We start from the raw sequence: 19380 nt of genomic DNA, 5'->3' as shown, positions 1-19380 counted from the left end.
GGTCGGGTTTCGTGCGGGAGTGAGCCAACGCGCGTTGTCGAGGCAAGCCGAGACGCGATGTGAGGTGTCTTGCTTCGCGAGGCGAGGCTGGGGCGGCGTTGTGTGTTGGGCTGGCTCGCTCGGTGCGGTAGGAGTGGGTTGAGTTGCGTTGCCGGCGTGAGCCAACTTGCGTTGTCGGGCAAGCCGAGATGCGTTGTGGGGTGGCTTGCTTGGCGAGGCGAGGCGACGCTGGGCGGCGTCGTGTTGTCGGGCTGTCTCGCTCCGCCAGGCTTGGCTGGGTGGCGTGGTTGTTCTCTTCGCGAGGCGAGATTGGGTGGCGTTGAGTTGCCGGGCTCGGCCGCTTCGCGAAGCAGGGATAGGTCAAATCGCGCTGCTGCCATGAGCCAAACGTCGCCGCCGGAGCAAGCCGAGTCGCATCGTCACGATGGGCCCGAACTGCGAGCGCCACACCGAATCAAGCACGCACCCGGCAACCCCACAGCCACCGAACCCCACCAACAACCCCACCTCAAATCCCGCTCACCGACAACCCTCCATCCCCCATCCAGCCGCCCCCGATCCCCCAACCGCCCCGCCTCCAGTGCGCCAACCTGCGAAAACCCCGGGCAAAACTCCCCGCACTCGTTCACACTGTCCGTATGGGACCACAGCCGCGGACGTTCGATGAGCTCTGTCGTGCCTTGGACCGGGGGCGGCGTTTCAAGTACCTGCCCTTCTGGGGGCACCGGCCCGAGCCCGGTGGGCGGATCGGGGCGGGCTGCCTGAGTCAGTGGTGGCCGGCGGGGTTCGAGGTGGGCGGGCGGATGTTCGCGACCGCCGAGCACTACATGATGTGGCGGAAGGCGATCCTGTTCGGAGACGAAGCCGCGGCGGAGCGGATTCACCAGGCGCGGCATCCGGGGGCGGCGAAGGCGCTGGGCCGCGAAGTAAGAGGCTTCAACGACGAACTGTGGAACGCCAACCGGTTCGACATCGTCGTGGAAGGGAACGCGGCGAAGTTCGGGCAGAACGCCGGGCTGGCCGAGTTCCTGGCGAACACGGGGGAGCGCGTGCTGGTCGAGGCGAGCCCGGTGGATCGGGTGTGGGGGATCGGGCTGGCGCCGGACGACAAGCGGGTGGGCGAGCCCCGCGCGTGGCGGGGGCTCAACCTGCTGGGGTTCGCGTTGATGAAGGTGCGTCAGGACGTGGGGACGCGCGGGCGCAGGCCGGCGGCTTCGTAGATCGCGTCGACGACGGTCATGGTTTCGACGGCGTCGGCGGGCGACGTCGGCACTGGCACGTCGCGCAACACCGCGTCCGCGAAGGCTTCCAATTGGTAGGCGTACGAAGGCCGGTGGGAGAAGCGTTCCACTGAGCGGGAATCGCCGCGCCGGACGGACAGGCGGTGCCAGAACTGCGGTGACAGCGGGTTGATCGCCCGCAGCTCACCGCCGCTGCAGACCACGCGGGCGCTGATGCGCAGGACGTCCGACGACCAGAGTGAAGCGCGCACCCGGGCCGTCGCGCCGGAGGGGAAGCGCAGGGACGCGGTCATGGCGCGGTCGATTTCCGGGGAACGCAGCTTGGCGCGGGCGTCGACAACCGTCGGGGTCGCGCCGCCCAGAACGCGCGCCATGTGGACGGCGTAGCAGCCCGCGTCCATGGTCGCGCCGCCCGCGAGGGACAGGTTGTAGCGGATGTCCTTGAAGCGCGGCAGCGGGAAGCACACCGCGGTCTCGATGTGCTGCACCTCGCCCAGCTCGCCGGACGCCAGCAGTTCCTCCATGCGCCGCGTGAACGGGTGGTAGCGGTAGTGGAAGGCCTCCATCACCACGAGCCCGGCCGCTTCGGCCGCGTCGGCGACGAGGCGGGCCTCGGAAGCGTTGGCGGTGAAGGGTTTCTCGCAGAGCACGTGCTTGCCGGTGGCCAGGGCGGCGAGGGTCCAGCGGCCGTGGAGACCGTTGGGCGTCGGGTTGTACACGGCGTCGATCGACGGGTCGGCGAGCAGCTCTTCGTAGCTCGCGTGCACCTCGGGGATGCGGTGCTTCGTGGCGAACTCGTGGGCGCGCGAGATGTCGCGCGCCGCGATGGCCGCGATGTCGACGTCCGGGTTCTCCCGGGCCGGCTTGAGCAGGGCTTCCGGGACGATGCCCGCGGCTCCGAGCACTCCGATGCGCATGATCGAACCTTAGCGGACCAGCGAACTTCAACTGCCTGTTGACCACTTCAACAACCAGTTGTACCGTTCCGGCCATCACGATGCCCTGGAGGTCCCCGATGCCGTCGCCGTCCCGTACCCGCGCCTGGCAGGCCGCCCTGCTGACCGGTGCGCTCGCCCTCGTCACCGCGGCCTGCGGAGGTGGTCCCGACGGCGCCGGCGGCACGCAGCAGCCGGCCGGCGGGGGAGCCTCGCCCATCCCGGACAACACCGCGCTCATCGCGGCCGTGAAGCCGGACGCGCAGCTCACCGCCGCCCTGCCGCCCGCCGTCGCGCAGGCCAAGGCGCTGCACCTCGCGTCGAACATCCAGTCGGCGCCCAACAACTTCTACTCGAGCGACGGCAAGACGCCGATCGGCTACGAGGTGGACCTGGCGAAGGCGATCGGCGCGAAGCTCGGCGTCACGGTGTCCTACCAGGACATGGCCTTCGGCTCGCTGATCACGAGCCTGCAGTCCGGCCGCGTGGACCTGACCATGGCCGCGATGAACGACACCAAGGAACGCCAGCAGCAGATCGACTTCGTCGACTACTTCTCCTCCGGCATCACGATCATGGTCCGCAAGGGCAACCCCGACGGCATCACGGGCCCGGACACGTTGTGCGGCAAGAACATCGCCGTGGTGCAGGGCACGAGCCACCAGAAGTTCGCCGCCGCGCAGAGCACGAAGTGCACGCAGGCGGGCAAGCCGGCGATCACCGTCACGGCCACCGACTCCGACACGCAGAACCAGAACCAGCTGCGCACCGGCCGCGTCGCCGCGATCCTCAACGACCTGCCGAGCGCCGTCTACATCTCGCGCACCGCGGGCGACGGCAAGTTCTTCGAGGTCGTGCCCGGCGCGCCGATCGAGGGCGGGCCATACGGCATCGGCTTCACCAAGACCAACACGAAGCTGCGCGACGCCGTGAAGCAGGCGCTGCAGGAGCTCGTCGCCGACGGCACGTACGGCAAGATCCTGCAGGCCTGGGGCGTGGAGCAGGGCGCGGTCAAGGAGGCGGCCGTCAATGGCGGGAGCTGAACCGCTGCCGATCGTCCGGCTGAAGCACTGGGGCCGCTGGGTCAGCGCGGTGGTCATCGTCGCCCTGCTCGTGCTGCTCGGGTTCGCGCTCGCGCAGGCCCAGATCGAGTGGGGCTCGGTGCCCGACTTCGTGTTCTACCGCGTGATGGCCGTCGGGCTGCTCAACACCGTGGTGCTCGCGGTGATCTCGCAGGCCGTGGCCATCGTGCTCGGCATCCTGATCGCCCTGTTGCGCCGCAGCGCCAACCCGGTGGCGAAGTGGTTCGCGGCCGCGTACATCTGGCTGTTCCGCGGGCTTCCGGTGCTGCTGCAGATCCTGATCTGGTACAACCTCGCGCTGATCTTCCCGACGATCTCGATCCCGCTGCCCTTCGGCGGTTACCTCGTCCACGAGCAGACGAACGTGCTGATCAGCGCGTTCACCGCGGCTCTGCTCGGCCTGGCGTTGAACGAGAGCGCCTACATGGCCGAGATCGTGCGCGCGGGGCTGACCAGTGTGGACGTCGGGCAGACCGAGGCCGCGAAGTCCATCGGCATGACGCCGGGCGCGACGCTGCGGCGCGTGGTGCTGCCGCAGGCCATGCGCGTGATCATCCCGCCGACCGGCAACGACTTCATCAACATGCTCAAGGGCACGTCGATGGCTTCGGTGATCGGCGTGACCGAGCTGATCCACGCGGCCAACAACATCTCGTCCAACAACCTGCTGGTCATGGAAACGCTCATCGCCGCCGCGATCTGGTACATGGTCGTGGTGACCGTGGCCGGCGTCGGGCAGCACTACCTGGAACGCTCGTTCGGCGCGGCCGATCGCGGGCCCGCGGCGAGGGTGGGGAAGGCGTTGCGGGGGATGCCGTTGGTGAGGAGTGCCCGTGTCTGAACCTTCAGGGCCACTGCTGCGTGCGGTCGGCGTGCGCAAGAGCTACGGGAACACCGAGGTGCTCAAGGGCATCGACCTGGAGGTGCACCGGGGTCAGGTGGTGTGCTTGCTCGGGCCGTCGGGGGCGGGCAAGAGCACTTTTCTGCGGTGCCTCAACCACCTCGAGACCATCGACGCCGGGCAGGTCTGGGTCGACGGCGAGCCGATCGGCTTCAAGCTGCGCGGCGGGAAGCTGTACGAATTGCGCGAAAAGGACGTCGCTCGCCAGCGTCGCGACATCGGCATGGTGTTCCAGCGGTTCAACCTGTTCGGGCACCGGACGGCGCTGGAGAACGTGGTCGAGGGGCCCGTGCGCGTGCTCGGGACGAACCCGTCGCAGGCCCGCGCGGAAGCGCTCGAACTGCTGGACCGCGTGGGGCTGGCCCACCGCGCGGACGCGTACCCGGCGCAGCTTTCCGGCGGGCAGCAGCAGCGCGTGGCGATCGCGCGTTCGTTGGCGATGAAGCCGAAGCTGATGTTGTTCGACGAGCCGACGTCGGCGCTCGACCCGGAGCTGGTGGGGGAGGTGCTGGCGGTGATGGGTACGTTGGCGCGGGAGGGGATGACGATGGTGGTCGTGACGCACGAGATGGCCTTCGCCGCCGAGGCGGCCGACGAGGTGGTGTTCCTCGCCGACGGCGCGGTGGTCGAGACGGGCCCGCCCGAGACCGTGCTGAAGAACCCGGAGCACGAACGCACCCGCCAGTTCCTCGCGCGGGTCCTCTCGTGACGCGGATCTCGCCCCGGTACCTGCTGCAGTTCGACGAGCCCGCCGGCTACCTCGACTTCGCCCGGTTCGGGCCGCCGTCGCACGCGGTGCTCGACACCACGGCGAACCTGCTGGAAGCGGCGACGAAGGCCGGACCGTCCACTGTGGACGAACTGATGCGCCAGGAGACGCGCGCGAAGGCGGCCGCGGCGCGGCTGTGCGGCAGCGACACCGACCACACCGTGCTGCTGCCGCACACCAGCCTCGGGTTGTTCCAGGCGGCGTTCAACTCCCGCGGCGAGGTGCTGGTCTCGGCGGGTGAGTTCCCGGCGAACACGTATCCGTGGGCGCGGGCTTCGCAGGCTGGGCGCGTGCACCTGCGTCGGCTGCCTGCGGGTTTTGTGACTCCCTCGCGGGTGGCCGAGGCCTTGACGCCCGAGACGACGGTGGTGTCGGTGAGTGCCGTCGACTTCCGCACCGGCTACCGCGCCGACCTCGCCGCGCTGCGCGAGGTGGTGGGCGACCGGCTGCTGGTCGTCGACGGGATCCAGGGCTTCGGTGTGATCGAGGCGCCGTGGGAGGTCGCGGACGTGCTCGTGGTCGGCGGCCAGAAGTGGCTGCGGGCCGGCTGGGGCACGGGCTTCGCGGTGCTGTCCGACCGCGCGCTGGAGCGCATGGACCCGATCCTGTCCGGCTGGACGGGCGCGCGCGACCCCGGCCTGTTCGACGACGAGATCCACCCCGCCGACGCGACCGCCGCCGGCTGGTCGATCTCCAACCTCAGCCCCATCACGTCCGGCGCCTTCGCGGCGGCCCTGGAGCTGGTGGAGGAAGCCGGTGTCGGAGCGATCGCCGGCCGGATCGGCGAACGCGTGGACGCGCTGGAGGAAGTGCTGCTGTCGCTCGGCGCGACGATCGTGTCCGCTGTGGACCGTCGGGCGGGGATCCTGGCGTTCGAGCTGCCCGGCCACCCGGCGGAACAGGTGGGCGCGGCTCTGTCGGCGGCCGGCATCGCGGCGACGGTGCGGCCGGAACACGTCCGCCTTTCCCCGCACGCGTCAACGCCGGTCTCCGCCGCGGAGGCCGTCCGGTCCGCTGTGGACAGTCTCCTGCACCCGCGCACCACGGTGACCTTTCCGTCGGTGGTCTCGGGCGGCGCGACGCACGCGTTGCTCACCGCCCTGATCCCCGCCGTCGACGGGCTCGCCGCCATGCTGGGCCCCGGCAACGAGGTCCTGCTCCATGACCTGTCCCGCCTGCCCGACTCCATCGTCGCCATCGCGGGCGACGTCACCGGCCGCACCGTCGGCGGGCCCATGACCGACCTCCTGCTGGGCCTCGTCCGCCGCGGCACCACGCAGGACCTGACCAACTACCGCACCCACGGCCCGGACGGCCGCGCGATCCGCTCGTCCACCCTCTTCCTCCGCGACGCCGCCGGCGTGGCGGTCGGCTGCCTCTGCGTGAACAGCGAAACGTCGCCGTCCTCCGACACGGCCGCCGCGCGGCCCGAGACGTTCCCACCCGACGTCGACAGCCTGCAGCACTTCCTGGTCGAACGCGCCATCGGCAAGGCCGGCATCCCCGTGGACCTCATGAAGAAGCGCCACAAGGCCGCCGTCGTGCGCGAACTCGACGAGGCGGGGTTCTTCCTCATCAAGGACGCGGTCGACCACCTGGCCACCCACCTGGACGTGACCCGGTACACGATCTACAACTACTTGAACGAGATCAGAGCCTGAGTGAGGGGGATCCCGGACGAACCGGGAACCCCCGACCCTTACTTCAAGAACGCCTCCACCGCATCAGCCGCCGCCGGAATGCCGCCGTGGGCGTGGATTTCCGTGGACAGCGACGACAGCCGCGCCGCCATCTCGGCGGATCCGGCGACCTCGTCCACCGCCGAACGCAACGACGCGGCGGTCACGTCCGCGGCCGGCAGATGCCGCCCCACGCCCAGCGTTTCCAGCTGCGCCGCGTTGCCGAACTGGTCGGCGGCCTGGGGGATGGCCACCGTGGGGACGCCGTACCACAGCGCTTCCGTGCAGCTGCCCATCCCGGCGTGGGTGATGAACGCCGAGGCCGCCGACAGCACTGCCAGCTGGGGCACGCGGGAGTGCACCTCGAACGACGGCGGCAGCGGGCCCAGGTCCGAAGCGGACACAAAAGCACCGATCGACATCACGATGTGCCAAGGCGAGTCGGCGAAGGCCTCGACGCAGGCCCGGTACACCGGCAGCTGGTCGGTGAACGCCGTTCCGAACGACACCAGCAGCACCGGCTTCCCCGACGACGGCGGGGTCCACGTCTCGGCCAGCCGATCCGGTGACAGGCACGGTCCGACGAACTGCACGTGCGGCCCGACGCGCGAGGCGTGGGGCTGCATCGCGCGCGGGATGAGCGACAGCACCTGAGGCGGGTGCGAAAGCCAGGTCCACGCCTCCTCGGTCTCGCCGTTCTCCCGCAGCCACGCGGTCATCGTGCGGGCGTAGTCCACACCGGACGGTGAGGCCTTGATCGGGTCCAGCACCGAACTCATGTCCTCGTCGTAGCCCTCCCACGCCACGAGCGTCGGCGAGAGCTGCACGGCCGCCACCCCGTACCGGGACGCCAGCAGCGGGGCGCCGAGGCCGCCGATGTCGTAGAGGACCAGGTCGGGACGGTCGGCGTCGAACGTCGACAGGAGCAGTGGGTGCACGGCGATCGCCTCGTCCAGGAAGACGCGCATGGCGTCGGCCGGGTCGTCGGGCCACACGCCGGCCTCGCCGAGGGGCAGGAGGGTCGGGTGGGTGACGACGTGGGCGCCCGTGGGGGCGACCAGCGACTCGAGGGGTGAGCCCACCACGTAGCTCACCCGGTGCCCGCGCCGCACGAGCTCGGCGATGACGCCCAGGGACGGGTAGATGTGGCTCGGCGCGGTGCTGCCGACCATCACGATGTGTTCGCGCATGAAAGACGCAGGTCCTTTCCGTCAAAAGGGGGGAGGACCCGGCGCGCAGGGAAGACGGCCGCGAACGCGCGGCCGTGAAGAGTCACGCCGGGGCTAGAGCTGCCGCAAGCGCTGGAAGATGGTCATGCCGGACACGGTAGCGGTGGCAGCGGACGGCGGCCAAACCGATTAGAGCGTCCACCTTTCGTAGGGACTATCGGGCAGAGCGGCCAGAACACCCGGCCGCACGCCGCCAAGACGACTAACGTCTGGCGGACCCGACAGACGAGAACCCCGACAGAGAAGGAACTCCCGTGAGACGTGCTGTCTTCGCGGCAGTCGCCGTCGCGACGCTGGCCTCGCTGGTCACCGTGCCCGTCGCGTCAGCGGCGCCGGCCACCGCCCCCGCCGCCTACACCCCGCCGCCCGTGGCGTGGGGGCAGTGCGACAACGCCGGCCTCAAGGCGGCCGGCGCCGAGTGCGGTTTCGTGACCGTGCCCCTGGACTACAGCAACCCGGGTGGCCAGAAGGCGCAGCTCGCCGTCAGCCGCATCAAGCACAAGACCCCGGACGCGCAGTACCAGGGCGTCATGCTCACCAACCCCGGTGGCCCCGGCGGCTCGGGCCTGACGCTCTCGCGCGTCGGCGCCAACGTGCCCAACCACGCGGGTGACGCCTACGACTGGATCGGCTTCGACCCGCGCGGCGTCGGTTCGAGCAAGCCCGCGCTGTCGTGCGACAACGGTTACACGAGCTTCGACCGGCCCTCGTATGTCCCGCTGACGCCGAGCCTCGAGAAGACGTGGCTCAACCGCGCCAAGGGCTACGCCGAGGACTGCGCCAAGAAGAACCCGAAGGCGCTGCTCGACAACCTGAAGACCACCGACTCGGTGCGCGACATGGACTCCATCCGCGCGGCCCTGGGTGCCGACCAGATCAACTTCTACGGCTACTCCTACGGCACCTACCTCGGCCAGGTCTACGGCACGATGTTCCCGCAGCGCGTGCGCCGCATGGTGCTCGACTCGACGGTGGACCCGCGCAACGTCTGGTACCAGGCGAACCTGAACCAGGACGTGGCGTTCGATCGCAACCTCAACATCTGGTTCGGGTGGCTCGCCAAGTACGACAGCACCTACCACCTGGGCAAGACGCAGGCCTCGGTGAAGGCGACCGTCGACCGTGAGCTGGTGAAGCTCTCGCTCAAGCCCGCGGGCGGCCAGATCGGGCCCGACGAGCTGACCGACGTGATCCAGCAGGCCAGCTACTACCAGCTGACCTGGCTCGACGTGGCCGACGCGCTGTCGGCGATCGTCACGAAGAACGACCCGTCGCTGGTCAAGGCCCTGTTCGAGTCCGACAGCGACAACGGTTACGCCGTGTACCTCGGCGTGCAGTGCACCGATGTGCAGTGGCCGACGAACTGGAACCAGTGGCGCCTCGACAACTGGAAGACGTTCCTCAAGGCGCCGTACTTCACCTGGCAGAACGCCTGGTTCAACGCCCCCTGCGTCTACTGGCCCGCCAAGGCGAGCAAGCCCGTGCAGGTCGACGGCAAGGGTGTGCAGAGCGTGCTGATGATCGACGAGACGCTCGACGCGGCCACGCCGTACGAGGGCAGCCTCGAGGTCCGCAGCCGCTTCCCGGGCGCGTCGCTGATCGCGGAGCCGGGCGGCACGAGCCACGCCATCACGCCGCGCGGCAACGCGTGCGTGGACACCAAGATCGCGGACTACCTGGCGACCGGCGCCCTGCCGGCCCGCAAGCCGGGTCGCACGGCCGATGTCGAGTGCGCGCCGCTGCCGCAGCCGCAACCGGCCCCGTCGGCGTCCGCGCAGGCGAAGGCCAAGGCCGACGTGCTGCCGCTGCTGGGTCACCTCTGACCAGCTGAAACACCGGCTCGAAGCGCCGGGTGGGGACCATCCCCGCCCGGCGCTTCGGCGTTCCAGGGGCTTGATCAAACAACTTCGTCCCTCGTAGGGCTTTTCATCACAACGAGGTTTGTGTTACAAAGTTCCCCAGCAGGTTTGCAACGCAAAGTCGATGGGGGACGGGATGAGTGAGGCGTTCAGTCTGAGAGGCCTGACGAAACGGTTCGGGCCGGTGCACGCTGTCGAGGGGCTGAGCATCGAGGTCAGCCGCGGCGAGGTCGTGGCGCTGCTCGGCCCCAACGGCGCCGGCAAGTCGACCACCATCGACATGCTGCTCGGGCTCACGCGGCCCGACGAGGGCGAGGTGCGGGTGTTCGGCGGCGACGCGCGGGCGGCCGTCGACGCCGGGCGCATGGCCGCGATGGTGCAGAACGGCTTCCTGCTGCGCGACACCACGCCGGCCGAGCTCGTCGGGCTGATGCGCTCGATGTACCGCGACCCGCTGCCGGCCGCGGAGGTCTTCGAACGCGCCGGCATCACGGATTTCGCGAACCGCCGCTGCGGCAAGCTTTCCGGCGGCCAGCTGCAGCGCGTGCGCTACGCGCTGGCCCTGGCCGGCGACCCCGAGCTGCTGGTGCTCGACGAGCCGACCGCCGCCATGGACGTGGACGGCCGGCGCTCGTTCTGGGCCTCGATGCACGAGTTCAGCGCAGGCGGCCGCACGGTGCTGTTCGCCACGCACTACCTGGCCGAGGCCGAGGATTTCGCCGACCGCGTGGTGCTCGTGCGCCACGGCCGCGTCGTCGCCGACGGCTCGGTCGCCGAGGTCCGCGCCGCCGTGTCCGGACGTGTGCTGCGGGCCGTGGTGCCGGGCGCGAGCGAGGCCGAGCTGGCCGCGCTCGCCGGGGTCACGACCGCACGCCTTCAGGGCGGCCGCGCCGAGCTGGCGTGTGCCGACTCCGACCTGGCGATCCGCGCCCTGCTCACCACCTTCCCGGACGCGAGCGACATCGAGATCACCGCCGTCGGCCTGGAAGAAGCGTTCCTCGCGCTGACGGGCGACGAGCACACCGACGAGCCGGAAGGAGCCCTGCGATGAACCTCGTTTACCTGCGCCTGGAGATCCTGCGCATCGTGCGCAGCCCGCAGTTCGCGCTGTTCACGATCGCCGTGCCGCTGGGCATGTTCCTGCTCTTCGGCGGCCTGTTCGGCGACTACGTCGGCCCGGACGGGCTGAAGGCGAGCACGACCACGATGATCAACATGGGCGCGTACGGCGCCTTGAGCGGCGCGTTGTTCACCGGCACGCGCGTGGCCACCGAACGCACCGACGGCTGGCAGCGGCAGCTTCGTCTCACGCCGATGCGCGCGCCGGACTACGTGTTCGTGAAGATCGCCTCCGCCATGGCGATGGCTTTGCCGGTGCTCGTGGTGATCTTCGTGGCCGGCGCCCTGCGCGGGGTCGACCTGACGGCCACGCAATGGGTGCTCACCGCGGTGGCGCTGTGGCTCGGGGCCCTGCCGTTCGCCGTGCTGGGCCTGCTGCTCGGGCTGTTCGGCAAGGGCGACACGGTGGGCGCGATGACCGGCGCGCTGATGCTGCCGCTCGGGGTGTTCGGCGGGTTGTGGATGCCGCTGTCGATCATGCCGGCCTGGATGACCACGATCGCGCACTTCGTCCCGACCTACTGGCTCGGCCGCGTCGGCACGATGCCGGTGGGCGGTGCGAACGGTCTCGGCCTCGCGGTGGCGGTGCTCGCGGCGTGGCTCGTCATCCCTGCGCTCGTGGTGGTGCGGCGGTTCCGGTTGGACACGGCCAAAGTCGGTTGACGTGTTAACTTCCGTGCTGCATGTGGGGTCAGCACGGTGGGAGGGCGAAACAAGGTGGATGACGACGAAGAGCAGCCGATGTCGGCCGCCGAGTCGCTGAACCTCATCGCCCGGCAGAACGAGCGGACGCGCCGGGAGCTGGGGGCCAGCCCGGCGCGTCTGCTCGGCGTCTGGGCCTTCACGTGGCTGGTCGGCTGGGGCCTGGTGTACCTGTCCGACGACAGCCACGCGAGGCCGCTCATGCCCGGGTGGGTCGCGGCGATCGTGGTCGGGGTGCTGTTCGTGGCGGCCATCGCGTACTCCGCCTACTACGGCGGCCGCATCAGCCGGGGCATACGCGGCCCGTCTCGGCGCACCGGCGCGATGTACGGCTGGAGCTGGATGATCTCGTTCGCCGCGCTGTCGCTGATCAACATCAGCATCATGAACAAGGGCGCGCTCGACCCGCACACGATTTCCCTGCTGTGGTCGGGCTCCTCACTGCTGCTCACCGGCATGCTCTACCTCGCCGGCGGGATGTTGTGGCAGGACAAGCTGCAGTACGGCTTCGGGGTGTGGATCATCGTGTCGGGTGGCGCGAGCGTGCTCGTCGGTGTTCCGGGCAACTTCCTCGTGCTGTGCCTGGCCGGCGGCGGCGGGTTCCTCGTCGCGGCGCTCGTGTACTTCGTGCGTGACCTGCGTCGCCGGCCCGCGCGCACCGGCGGGCGGGCCGGCACGTGACGGAGGCGAGCCTGCCGGAGCTCGACCCGGTGATCCACGCCCAGGCCAGGCTGCGCGTCACGGTCGCGCTCGCCGGGCTGCACCACGGCGACCAGATCACCTTCCCGCGGCTGCAGCAGCTCCTCGACATGACGGCCGGCAACCTCTCCACGCACCTGCGCAAGCTCGAAGACGCCGAGTACGTGGAGATCACCAAGGCCTACGAGCACCGCACGCCCGTCACGCTCGTGAAGCTGACCGCCAAGGGCCGCGCGGCGTTCGAGTCCTACACGACGGCGTTGCACCGGCTGCTGGACGCCACCGGCGGGAGCTGACGTGACCCGCTGGGTCGTCCACCTCGACCTGGACGCCTTCTACGCCTCGGTCGAGCAGCTCACGCGCCCGACGCTGCGGGGCCGCGCCGTCGTGGTCGGCGGGACCGGGCCGCGTGGGGTCGTCGCCGGGGCGAGTTACGAATCGCGGGTGTACGGCGCGCGGTCGGCGATGCCGATGTCGCAGGCGCGCCGGTTGCTGCCGCCGGGGGCGGTGATCCTGCCGCCGAGGTTCCGGTTGTACGAGACGTTGAGCAAGCAGGTCTTCGACATCGTCGCCGACGTCGCACCGGTGCTGGAGCGGATTTCGCTGGACGAGGCGTTCGCGGAGCCGCCTTCGCTGGCCGGTGCGTCGGTGGCGGACGTGACGCGGTTCGCGGAGGAGCTGCGGGCGCGGATTCGGGCGGAAACCGGGCTCACGGCCTCGATCGGGGCGGGCACGGGCAAACAGGTCGCGAAGATCGGCTCGGACCGGGCCAAACCCGACGGCCTGCTCGTGGTTCCGCCGGGCACCGAACGGGAGTTCCTGGCGCCGTTGCCGGTGCGGGCGCTGTGGGGGATCGGGCCCGTGGCGGAGGCGAAGCTGCGAACGATCGGGGTGCTGACGCTGGGCGAGCTGGCGGCGTTGTCGGAGCCGGACGCGGTGGCGACGCTGGGCGGGGTCGTCGGCCGGGAGCTGCGCAAGCTGGCCGGCGGCACGGACGACCGGCCCGTGGCCGAACGCGGGGAGGCCAAGCAGGTCAGCGCGGAGACGACGTTCGACGTCGACATCGTGGACCTCACCCGGTTGCGCGCGGAAGTCCGCAAGATCGCGGCGGGCGCGCACTCGCGGCTGGTGAAGGCGGGCCGGGTGGCGCGCACGGTCGTGATCAAGCTGCGGCACACGGACATGAGCACGGTGACCCGCTCGGAGACCACGGCCTCGCCCACCGACGACCTCAACCAGCTCGTCGCCACCGCCGAGCGGTTGCTGCTGGATCCGCAGGAGTTCGGCGGCGTGCGGCTGGTCGGCGTGGCGTTCAGCGGGCTTTCCGTGCCGCACCAAGACGCGTTGTTCACCCTGGCCGTGCCGGGGGCCTCGGCCGAGCCCGTGGTGGCGGTGGTGCCGTCACCGGGTGGGTCGGCCCCGGTGTCGTCGAGCGGCTGGCGCCCGGGCGACGACGTGGTGCACCCGGAGTTCGGCACGGGCTGGGTCCAGGGCGCCGGCCACGGCCGCGTGACCGTGCGCTTCGAGACGCGGACCTCCGGCCCGGGCGTGGCACGCACGTTCGAGCAAACCGACCCCGCCTTGACCCGCGGCGACCCCCAAGACTGTCTCAAGTAGACGGAAGGGCCGCCACGACGAGAGTGGCGGCCCTTCACGTTTCCTCGGTTCAGCTGGCGGGCGGCAGCGCGCACCCCGGGGTGAGGTCCGCGACCTGCTGACCGGCCAGGAGGAAGGCCCCAACACCGGCGGCCGAGGTGTCCGTGGCCTTGGCCGAACCGGGTCCGTCGGTCTTCGGCTGGACGTAACCCACGAAGCCGTCGGCGTTCTCCGCCTTGGTGGACAAGGACTTCCACGCGCGGTCGACCACCGGCTCGAACCAGCGGCTGTCGAGGACCCCGGCGTTGACGCCCCACGCGAGGCCGTAGGTGATCAGCGAGGTGCCGCTGCTCTCCGGGCCGCCGAACGGGTTCAGCAGATTGGCGTTCCAGAAGCCGTCCGGCCGCTGCAGCACGCTCAGCGTCGTCGCCATCTTCTTGAACACGCGCAGGTACTCCGGGCGCCGCGGGTCGTTTGCGGGCAGCACCTGCAGCACCTTGGTCAGGGCCGCCAGCGCCCAGCCGTTGCCCTGCGACCAGTACGACAGCGAGTGCGCATCGGTGCGCCACAAGCCGGAGAACTCGTCGAACAGGCTCTTTTCCGTGTGCTGGAAGAGCTTCTGCATCGCGGCGAGCGTCGGCTCCGAGGAGTCCATCACGCCGATGCGGGCGAACGAGGGCATCGCCATGTTCAGCGCGCTCACGTGGTCCCAGTAGCCCGTGTGCCCGGCCTGCACGCTCGCGACCTCGTCGGCCAGGCGCGAACGCAGGTCGGCCAGGATCGGCGGGTCGGGGTGGAAGTAGGTGTACAGGTCGAGGTACGCCTCGCCGGCGGCCTCGTCTTCGGCCGCGAACGGCTGGCCCGGCGTGGTCGGCAGCAGGTAGTTGTTCGCCTCGCCCCACGGCAGCGTCTGGTGGTTGGACACGCCGGTGGTGCGGACCACGGCGAGGTTGCCCACGTGGAACGTCGCGTTCTGCCAGTCGGCCGGCGCGAGGTTCGTCCCGTGGGCGACCCAGTAGTCACCGGCCTTCACCATCGCGTCGGCCACGGCGCACTGCGCGGCCGGCGCCGCCGGTGCCGCACTCGCCACGGCCGGCGCCAGCCCACCGGCCGTCACCGCCGCCGCGAGCACGGCGAAACCGCGGATTCCCGGGAAACGCATGGGTGCGTCCTCCTCAAGCAGCTCATGGCGGCGGAGGCCATCGTGATCGGTGGCCGGTCGATCACGGACTATGGTGTGGACCACTGGGCGTGTCAAGGTGCCGGTGAGTGGTACGCCGCAACGGTTTCCAGCAGCCGGCGCGTCGCGTTCTCGGCTCCGTCGGCGTTCTTCGCGAGCACCGTGGTGAGCACGCGCGAATGCGCCACGAGCGTGCCCGCCGTCGGCTCGGGCGCGGCGCGCAGGGCGGCGACGACCGGCACTTGCAGCTGGGTGAGCAACGCGTTGCCCGCGGCCCGCACCAGCGCGGCGTGGAACAGCGTGTCGGCCTCGGTGAACGCCCCGGTGTCCTCGCGTTCCACGGCGTCGGTCATCAGCCCGTACGCCGCCGCCAGCGCGGAGAGCTCGTCCGGCGCGCGGTGCCGCGCCGCCAGCCGCGCGGCCTGTGGCTCCACGAGGTGGCGCAGCTCCATCAGGTCGTGCAGCTGCCGAATCGAATCCGGCCCGCGGACCCGCCAGCCGATCACGTCGGGGTCGATCGCGTCCCACGATTCCGGCGGCTGCGGCCACGTGCCGACGCGCGGCCGCGCCGCCACGAGCCCCTTCGACTCCAGCACCCGCAAGGCCTCCCGGACCACCGTCCGGGAGGCCTTGAACCGGCGCCCGATGTCCTCGGGCACGATCGGCTCGCCGGTGGGCAGCGCCCCTTCGACGATCAGCCGGCCCAGCGCGTCGACGATGCGGGCGTGCAGGCCGGCCCCGTCGGCACCCACGTCAGGCGGGCAGACCGACGCGGCGCTCCCCGCTGCGCAGCTGCTGCAGCACGACGGCGACCACGAGCAGCGCGCCGTGGGCCACGTTCTGCCAGAACTGGTTGATGCCCAGGCCCGACATGCCGTTGTCGAGCACGCCGAGGATGAACACCGCCAGCACCGTGGAGACGATGGATCCCTTGCCGCCCTTGAGCATCGTGCCGCCGAGCGCCGCGCCCGTGACGGCCTGCAGCTCCAAGCCCTCGGACCCGGACGTCGGCTGACCCGAGCCCGTGCGGGCGGTGATCAGCACACCCGCGATGGCCGCGACCACGCCGACGAGCGCGTAGACGCCGATGATGTAGCGGTTGATGTTGATGCCCGCCAGGCGCGCGGCCGTGTCGTTGCCGCCGATGGCGAACACGTTGCGGCCGATGTCGGTGTACTTCAGCAGGAAGTGCAGCACCGCGGCGACGATCAGGAACACCCACACCAGCGTCGGCAGCCCGAGCACGCTGCCCTTGGCCAGGAAGATGAACAGGTCGTCGGCGCCGGTGTAGCCCTGGGCCTTGCCGTCGGACACGACCTGCGCGATGCCCTTGTACGTGGCGAGCGTGGCCAGGGTGGCGACGACCGGGTTCACGCGGCCGAAGATGATGATCAGGCCGTTGACCAGACCACACGCGATCCCGGTGCCGACCGCGGCGAGGATGCCGACGATCGAGCTGCCGGTGGACGTGAACGCCATCGCCGAGATCACCGACGCGAGCCCGGCCATCGAGCCGACCGAGATGTCGAGCGCGCCGAGGATGATCACCAGCGTCTGCACCAGCGACAGCAGGCCCATGATGGTGATCGCGCTGCCGATGAGCAGCAGGTTGTTGGTGCGGAAGAAGTTGTCGTTCAGCGTCGAGAGCAGCACGACGAGCACCACGAGCGTGATGATCAGGCTGCTGTTCTGCACGCCGATGCCGTTGAGCACCTTGCGCGCGGTGGACACGCGGTGCGGGTCGGGGTGTTCGGTCGGCTGCTCCTGCGCGGGGCTGGGCCGGGTCGGGGTGCTCACGCCCCCACCTCCTGGATGTCTTCGGCGGCCGGCTCCGTCGCCGGGATGGCCAGGGTCAGTACGGCTTCTTCGGTCGCTTCGTCGCGGTTCAGCTGGCCCGCGACGTGCCCGGCGCGCATCACGACGATGCGGTCCGCCAGCGAGAGGACTTCAGGCAGGTCGGACGAGATCACCAGCAGGGCGATGCCTTCGGCGGCGAGACCGTCGATGATGCGGTAGATCTCTGCTTTCGCGCCGACGTCGACGCCACGGGTGGGCTCGTCGAGGATCAGCAGCTGGGGCCGGCGGGCGAGCCAGCGCGCGAGCACGGCCTTCTGCTGGTTGCCGCCCGAAAGCTTGCGCACCTCCTGCTCCATCGACGGCGTGCGCACGCGCAACTCGCGGATGTACTCCGCCACGAGCTCGCGCTCCTTCGCCCGCCGGATCACGCGGAAGCGGCGCAGACGGTCGAGCACGGCGATGGAGACGTTGTCGCGCACGGAACGCTGCATCAGCAACGCGTCGGTCTTGCGTTCCTCGGGCGCGAAGCCGATGCCCGCCTTCACCGCGTCGCCGGGCGTGCGGGCCTTGAACGGTTTCCCGTCGAGTTCCAGCTTTCCCGACCGCACGGGCAGGTCGCCGACGATCGCGCGCGCCAGCTCGGAACGTCCGGCGCCGACCAGCCCGGCCAGGCACACGACCTCACCGGCGCGGACCTCGAACGAGACGTCGGTGACGTCGTCGGTGGTCACGCCCTCCAGCCGCAGCACGACCTCGCCGGTCTCGGCGGTCTCACGCCGCTCCAGCGCCGAGAGGTCGCGGCCGATCATCATGCGCACCAGCTGGTTCTCGTCGGACTCCGCCGCCTGCTGCACGCCGACGAGCTTGCCGTCGCGCAGCACGGCCACGCGGTCGGCGAGCTGGAAGATCTCCTTCATGCGGTGTGACACGTAGACCACGGCCACGCCGGAGTCGCGCAGGCGGCGGATGAGCCGGAACAGCGCGTCGACCTCGTGCTCCGAGAGCGACGAGGTGGGCTCGTCGAAGGCGATCACACGCGGCGGGGTGGCCGCGGTGAGCACGCGCAGGATCTCGACGAGCTGGCGCTGCGCGGCCGAGAGCTTGCTGCCGGGCGTGGCCGGGTCGAGCACGCCTTCGAAGCCGTACTCGACGAGCGCTTCGTGCGTGCGCTGGTTGAGCGTGCGGCGGCTGAACACGCGGGCGCGCGAGGGCAGCTCGCCCACGAACACGTTCTCCGCCACCGAGACGTGCGGGATGATCTCCGGTTCCTGGTAGATCACGCGCACGCCCGCGGCCATCGCGGCGCGCGGGTTGTCGAACACCACCGGCTCGCCGTCGACCCGCAGCGTGCCGTCGCTGGGCTCGTGGTCGCCCGAGAGCACACGCAGCAGCGTCGACTTGCCGGCGCCGTTCTCGCCCATGAGCGCGAGCACCTCGCCGGAGTGGAACTCCAGCGTCACGTCGTCGAGCGCGGTGACGCCGGAGAAGCGCTTGCCGATGCCCTCGGCGATGAGCGCCGTGGAACTGGCCATGGTGAGCCTTCCTTCACAGGTGAGCCCGGGAGTGTCGCGTGTGGACACCCCCGGGCCGTGGTCGGGTCAGGTGCAGTTGACGCCGGCCGCCTTGAAGGTGTCCTTGTTCACCATCTGGGTCTTGGCGATGGTCTCGAGCGGGAGGTCCTTGCCGTTCTTGACCTTGTCGACGAGGACCTGGATCGCGGTGCGGCCCACCTCGGCGCCCGAGATGTAGAGCGAGGACTTGTTGCCGGTGTCCTTGCCCGCGGCCCAGTCCTTGCAGTCGAGGTAGGCGCCGAGGCCCACACCGATGATGTTGTTCGCGGCGACGCCCGAGTTGGCGAGCGCGGTGACGACCCCGGTCTCGTTCTCGTCGTTGCAGCCCCACACGACCCAGTGCTTCACGCCGGGGTTGGAGCTGATCACGGCGCCGGAGCGGTTCTGGGCGTCGACGGGGGAGTTGTCGGTGCCCACGTCGATCACGTCGACCTGCGCGCCGGCGTCCTTCTCGAACGCGGCCTTGGCGCCGTTGACGCGGTCGGTGCAGACGGTGAGGTCCTGCTTGTAGGCGCTGATCACCTTGGTGTCGGCGGCGGACCAGCCGGCGGCCTTGAACAGCTTCGCGGCCTCCTGGCCGACCGAGGTGCCCATCTGCGTGCCGTTGAAGCCGACGAACGGGGCGGCCTTGCCGGTGCCGTCCTTGATCACGTCGTCGGAGGAGATCAGCGGGATTCCGGCGGACTTCGCCTTGTCGATGACCTCCGGGCCGATGGCCTGGTCGGGCACCACGATGGCGACGCCGTTGGCCCCCTGCGCGACCGCGGCGTCGAGTTCGGTGATGGCCTTGTTGGCGTCCTGGCCGAGGTTGACGACCTTGAGGTCGACACCCAGCTCCTTCGCCTTCTCCTGGGCGCCCTGCGCCTGCTCCACGAAGTACTGCTGATCACCCTGCTTCTGCAGGTAGTAGAGCGTGATCTTGCCGTTCGTCGGCGCCTGCTGCGCGGGCGCGGCGGTGTCCTTGCCGGAGGAGCATCCGGCCAACACTGCACCGGCAATCAAACAACAACCAACAACGCTC

The 19380-nt window shown here is 70.3% G+C and carries 18 protein-coding genes; 11 read left to right on the top strand and 7 right to left on the bottom strand.

Annotation, left to right across the window (positions count from 1 at the left end):
* Positions 1-638 precede the first annotated feature (638 nt).
* Entirely contained in the window at positions 639-1220 is a 582-nt protein-coding gene (locus ACFY1H_RS21780) for an NADAR family protein (RefSeq protein ID WP_366579034.1), read from the top strand.
* On the opposite strand, the gene ACFY1H_RS21775 is transcribed toward ACFY1H_RS21780, so the two are convergent.
* Complete coding sequence (locus ACFY1H_RS21775; RefSeq protein WP_386948846.1) at positions 1178-2158, bottom strand: Gfo/Idh/MocA family protein; 981 nt, start codon at positions 2156-2158, stop codon at positions 1178-1180. The genes ACFY1H_RS21780 and ACFY1H_RS21775 overlap by 43 nt on opposite strands.
* Before the next feature lie 98 nt (positions 2159-2256).
* On the opposite strand from ACFY1H_RS21775, the gene ACFY1H_RS21770 reads away from it, so the two are divergent.
* Genes ACFY1H_RS21770 through ACFY1H_RS21755 form a run of 4 tightly spaced genes read left to right on the top strand, consistent with a single transcriptional unit; the run spans position 2257 to position 6589 of the window.
* Complete coding sequence (locus tag ACFY1H_RS21770) at positions 2257-3219, top strand: ABC transporter substrate-binding protein (protein WP_386948843.1); 963 nt, start codon at positions 2257-2259, stop codon at positions 3217-3219.
* Entirely contained in the window at positions 3206-4099 is an 894-nt protein-coding gene (locus ACFY1H_RS21765; protein ID WP_366579038.1) for an amino acid ABC transporter permease, read from the top strand. The genes ACFY1H_RS21770 and ACFY1H_RS21765 overlap by 14 nt, the downstream gene beginning before the upstream one ends.
* Complete coding sequence (locus ACFY1H_RS21760) at positions 4092-4868, top strand: amino acid ABC transporter ATP-binding protein (protein ID WP_366579040.1); 777 nt, start codon at positions 4092-4094, stop codon at positions 4866-4868. The genes ACFY1H_RS21765 and ACFY1H_RS21760 overlap by 8 nt, the downstream gene beginning before the upstream one ends.
* Positions 4865-6589, top strand: a complete 1725-nt coding sequence (locus tag ACFY1H_RS21755; protein ID WP_386948839.1) for an aminotransferase class V-fold PLP-dependent enzyme — start codon at positions 4865-4867, stop codon at positions 6587-6589. The genes ACFY1H_RS21760 and ACFY1H_RS21755 overlap by 4 nt, the downstream gene beginning before the upstream one ends.
* Before the next feature lie 38 nt (positions 6590-6627).
* Here the strand turns inward: ACFY1H_RS21755 and ACFY1H_RS21750 are convergent, their stop codons facing one another.
* Positions 6628-7797, bottom strand: a complete 1170-nt coding sequence (locus ACFY1H_RS21750) for a macrolide family glycosyltransferase (RefSeq protein WP_386948836.1) — start codon at positions 7795-7797, stop codon at positions 6628-6630.
* A 293-nt stretch (positions 7798-8090) separates the two neighbouring features.
* On the opposite strand from ACFY1H_RS21750, the gene ACFY1H_RS21745 reads away from it, so the two are divergent.
* From ACFY1H_RS21745 to ACFY1H_RS21720, 6 genes are all read left to right on the top strand, one after another.
* A complete protein-coding gene (locus ACFY1H_RS21745; protein WP_366579045.1) occupies positions 8091-9659 on the top strand; it encodes an alpha/beta hydrolase in 1569 nt (522 codons plus the stop codon).
* 172 nt (positions 9660-9831) lie between these two features.
* On the top strand, positions 9832-10746 hold the full coding sequence (locus tag ACFY1H_RS21740) for an ABC transporter ATP-binding protein (RefSeq protein ID WP_366579047.1): 915 nt from the start codon (positions 9832-9834) through the stop codon (positions 10744-10746).
* Positions 10743-11477: an ABC transporter permease gene (locus ACFY1H_RS21735; RefSeq protein ID WP_366579049.1), complete on the top strand. Its 735-nt coding sequence runs from the start codon at positions 10743-10745 to the stop codon at positions 11475-11477. The genes ACFY1H_RS21740 and ACFY1H_RS21735 overlap by 4 nt, the downstream gene beginning before the upstream one ends.
* Positions 11478-11555: 78 nt before the next feature.
* Entirely contained in the window at positions 11556-12197 is a 642-nt protein-coding gene (locus tag ACFY1H_RS21730; RefSeq protein ID WP_386949392.1) for a hypothetical protein, read from the top strand.
* Positions 12194-12511 carry a transcriptional regulator gene (locus tag ACFY1H_RS21725; protein WP_220246822.1) on the top strand — a complete coding sequence of 106 codons (318 nt, stop codon included), beginning with the start codon at positions 12194-12196 and terminating at the stop codon, positions 12509-12511. Before ACFY1H_RS21730 ends, ACFY1H_RS21725 begins: the two co-directional genes overlap by 4 nt.
* A gap of 1 nt (position 12512) precedes the next feature.
* On the top strand, positions 12513-13832 hold the full coding sequence (locus tag ACFY1H_RS21720) for a DNA polymerase IV (RefSeq protein WP_366579051.1): 1320 nt from the start codon (positions 12513-12515) through the stop codon (positions 13830-13832).
* Between the two features lie 49 nt (positions 13833-13881).
* Here the strand turns inward: ACFY1H_RS21720 and ACFY1H_RS21715 are convergent, their stop codons facing one another.
* From ACFY1H_RS21715 to ACFY1H_RS21695, 5 genes are all read right to left on the bottom strand, one after another.
* Positions 13882-14973, bottom strand: coding sequence for a glycoside hydrolase family 88 protein (locus tag ACFY1H_RS21715; RefSeq protein WP_366579053.1), 1092 nt, complete (start codon positions 14971-14973; stop codon positions 13882-13884).
* Between the two features lie 92 nt (positions 14974-15065).
* Complete coding sequence (locus ACFY1H_RS21710) at positions 15066-15743, bottom strand: FCD domain-containing protein (protein ID WP_366579055.1); 678 nt, start codon at positions 15741-15743, stop codon at positions 15066-15068.
* Position 15744: 1 nt separating this feature from the next.
* Positions 15745-16788 carry an ABC transporter permease gene (locus ACFY1H_RS21705; protein WP_366579057.1) on the bottom strand — a complete coding sequence of 348 codons (1044 nt, stop codon included), beginning with the start codon at positions 16786-16788 and terminating at the stop codon, positions 15745-15747.
* Complete coding sequence (locus ACFY1H_RS21700) at positions 16785-18320, bottom strand: sugar ABC transporter ATP-binding protein (RefSeq protein ID WP_366579059.1); 1536 nt, start codon at positions 18318-18320, stop codon at positions 16785-16787. The genes ACFY1H_RS21705 and ACFY1H_RS21700 overlap by 4 nt, the downstream gene beginning before the upstream one ends.
* Positions 18321-18386: 66 nt before the next feature.
* Entirely contained in the window at positions 18387-19346 is a 960-nt protein-coding gene (locus ACFY1H_RS21695; protein WP_386948830.1) for a substrate-binding domain-containing protein, read from the bottom strand.
* Positions 19347-19380: the final 34 nt, after the last annotated feature.

It is taken from the genome of Amycolatopsis sp. NPDC001319 (genome assembly GCF_042896185.1).
In the GTDB taxonomy this organism is placed as follows: domain Bacteria; phylum Actinomycetota; class Actinomycetes; order Mycobacteriales; family Pseudonocardiaceae; genus Amycolatopsis.
This window is presented reverse-complemented; position numbering and strand designations above follow the sequence as displayed.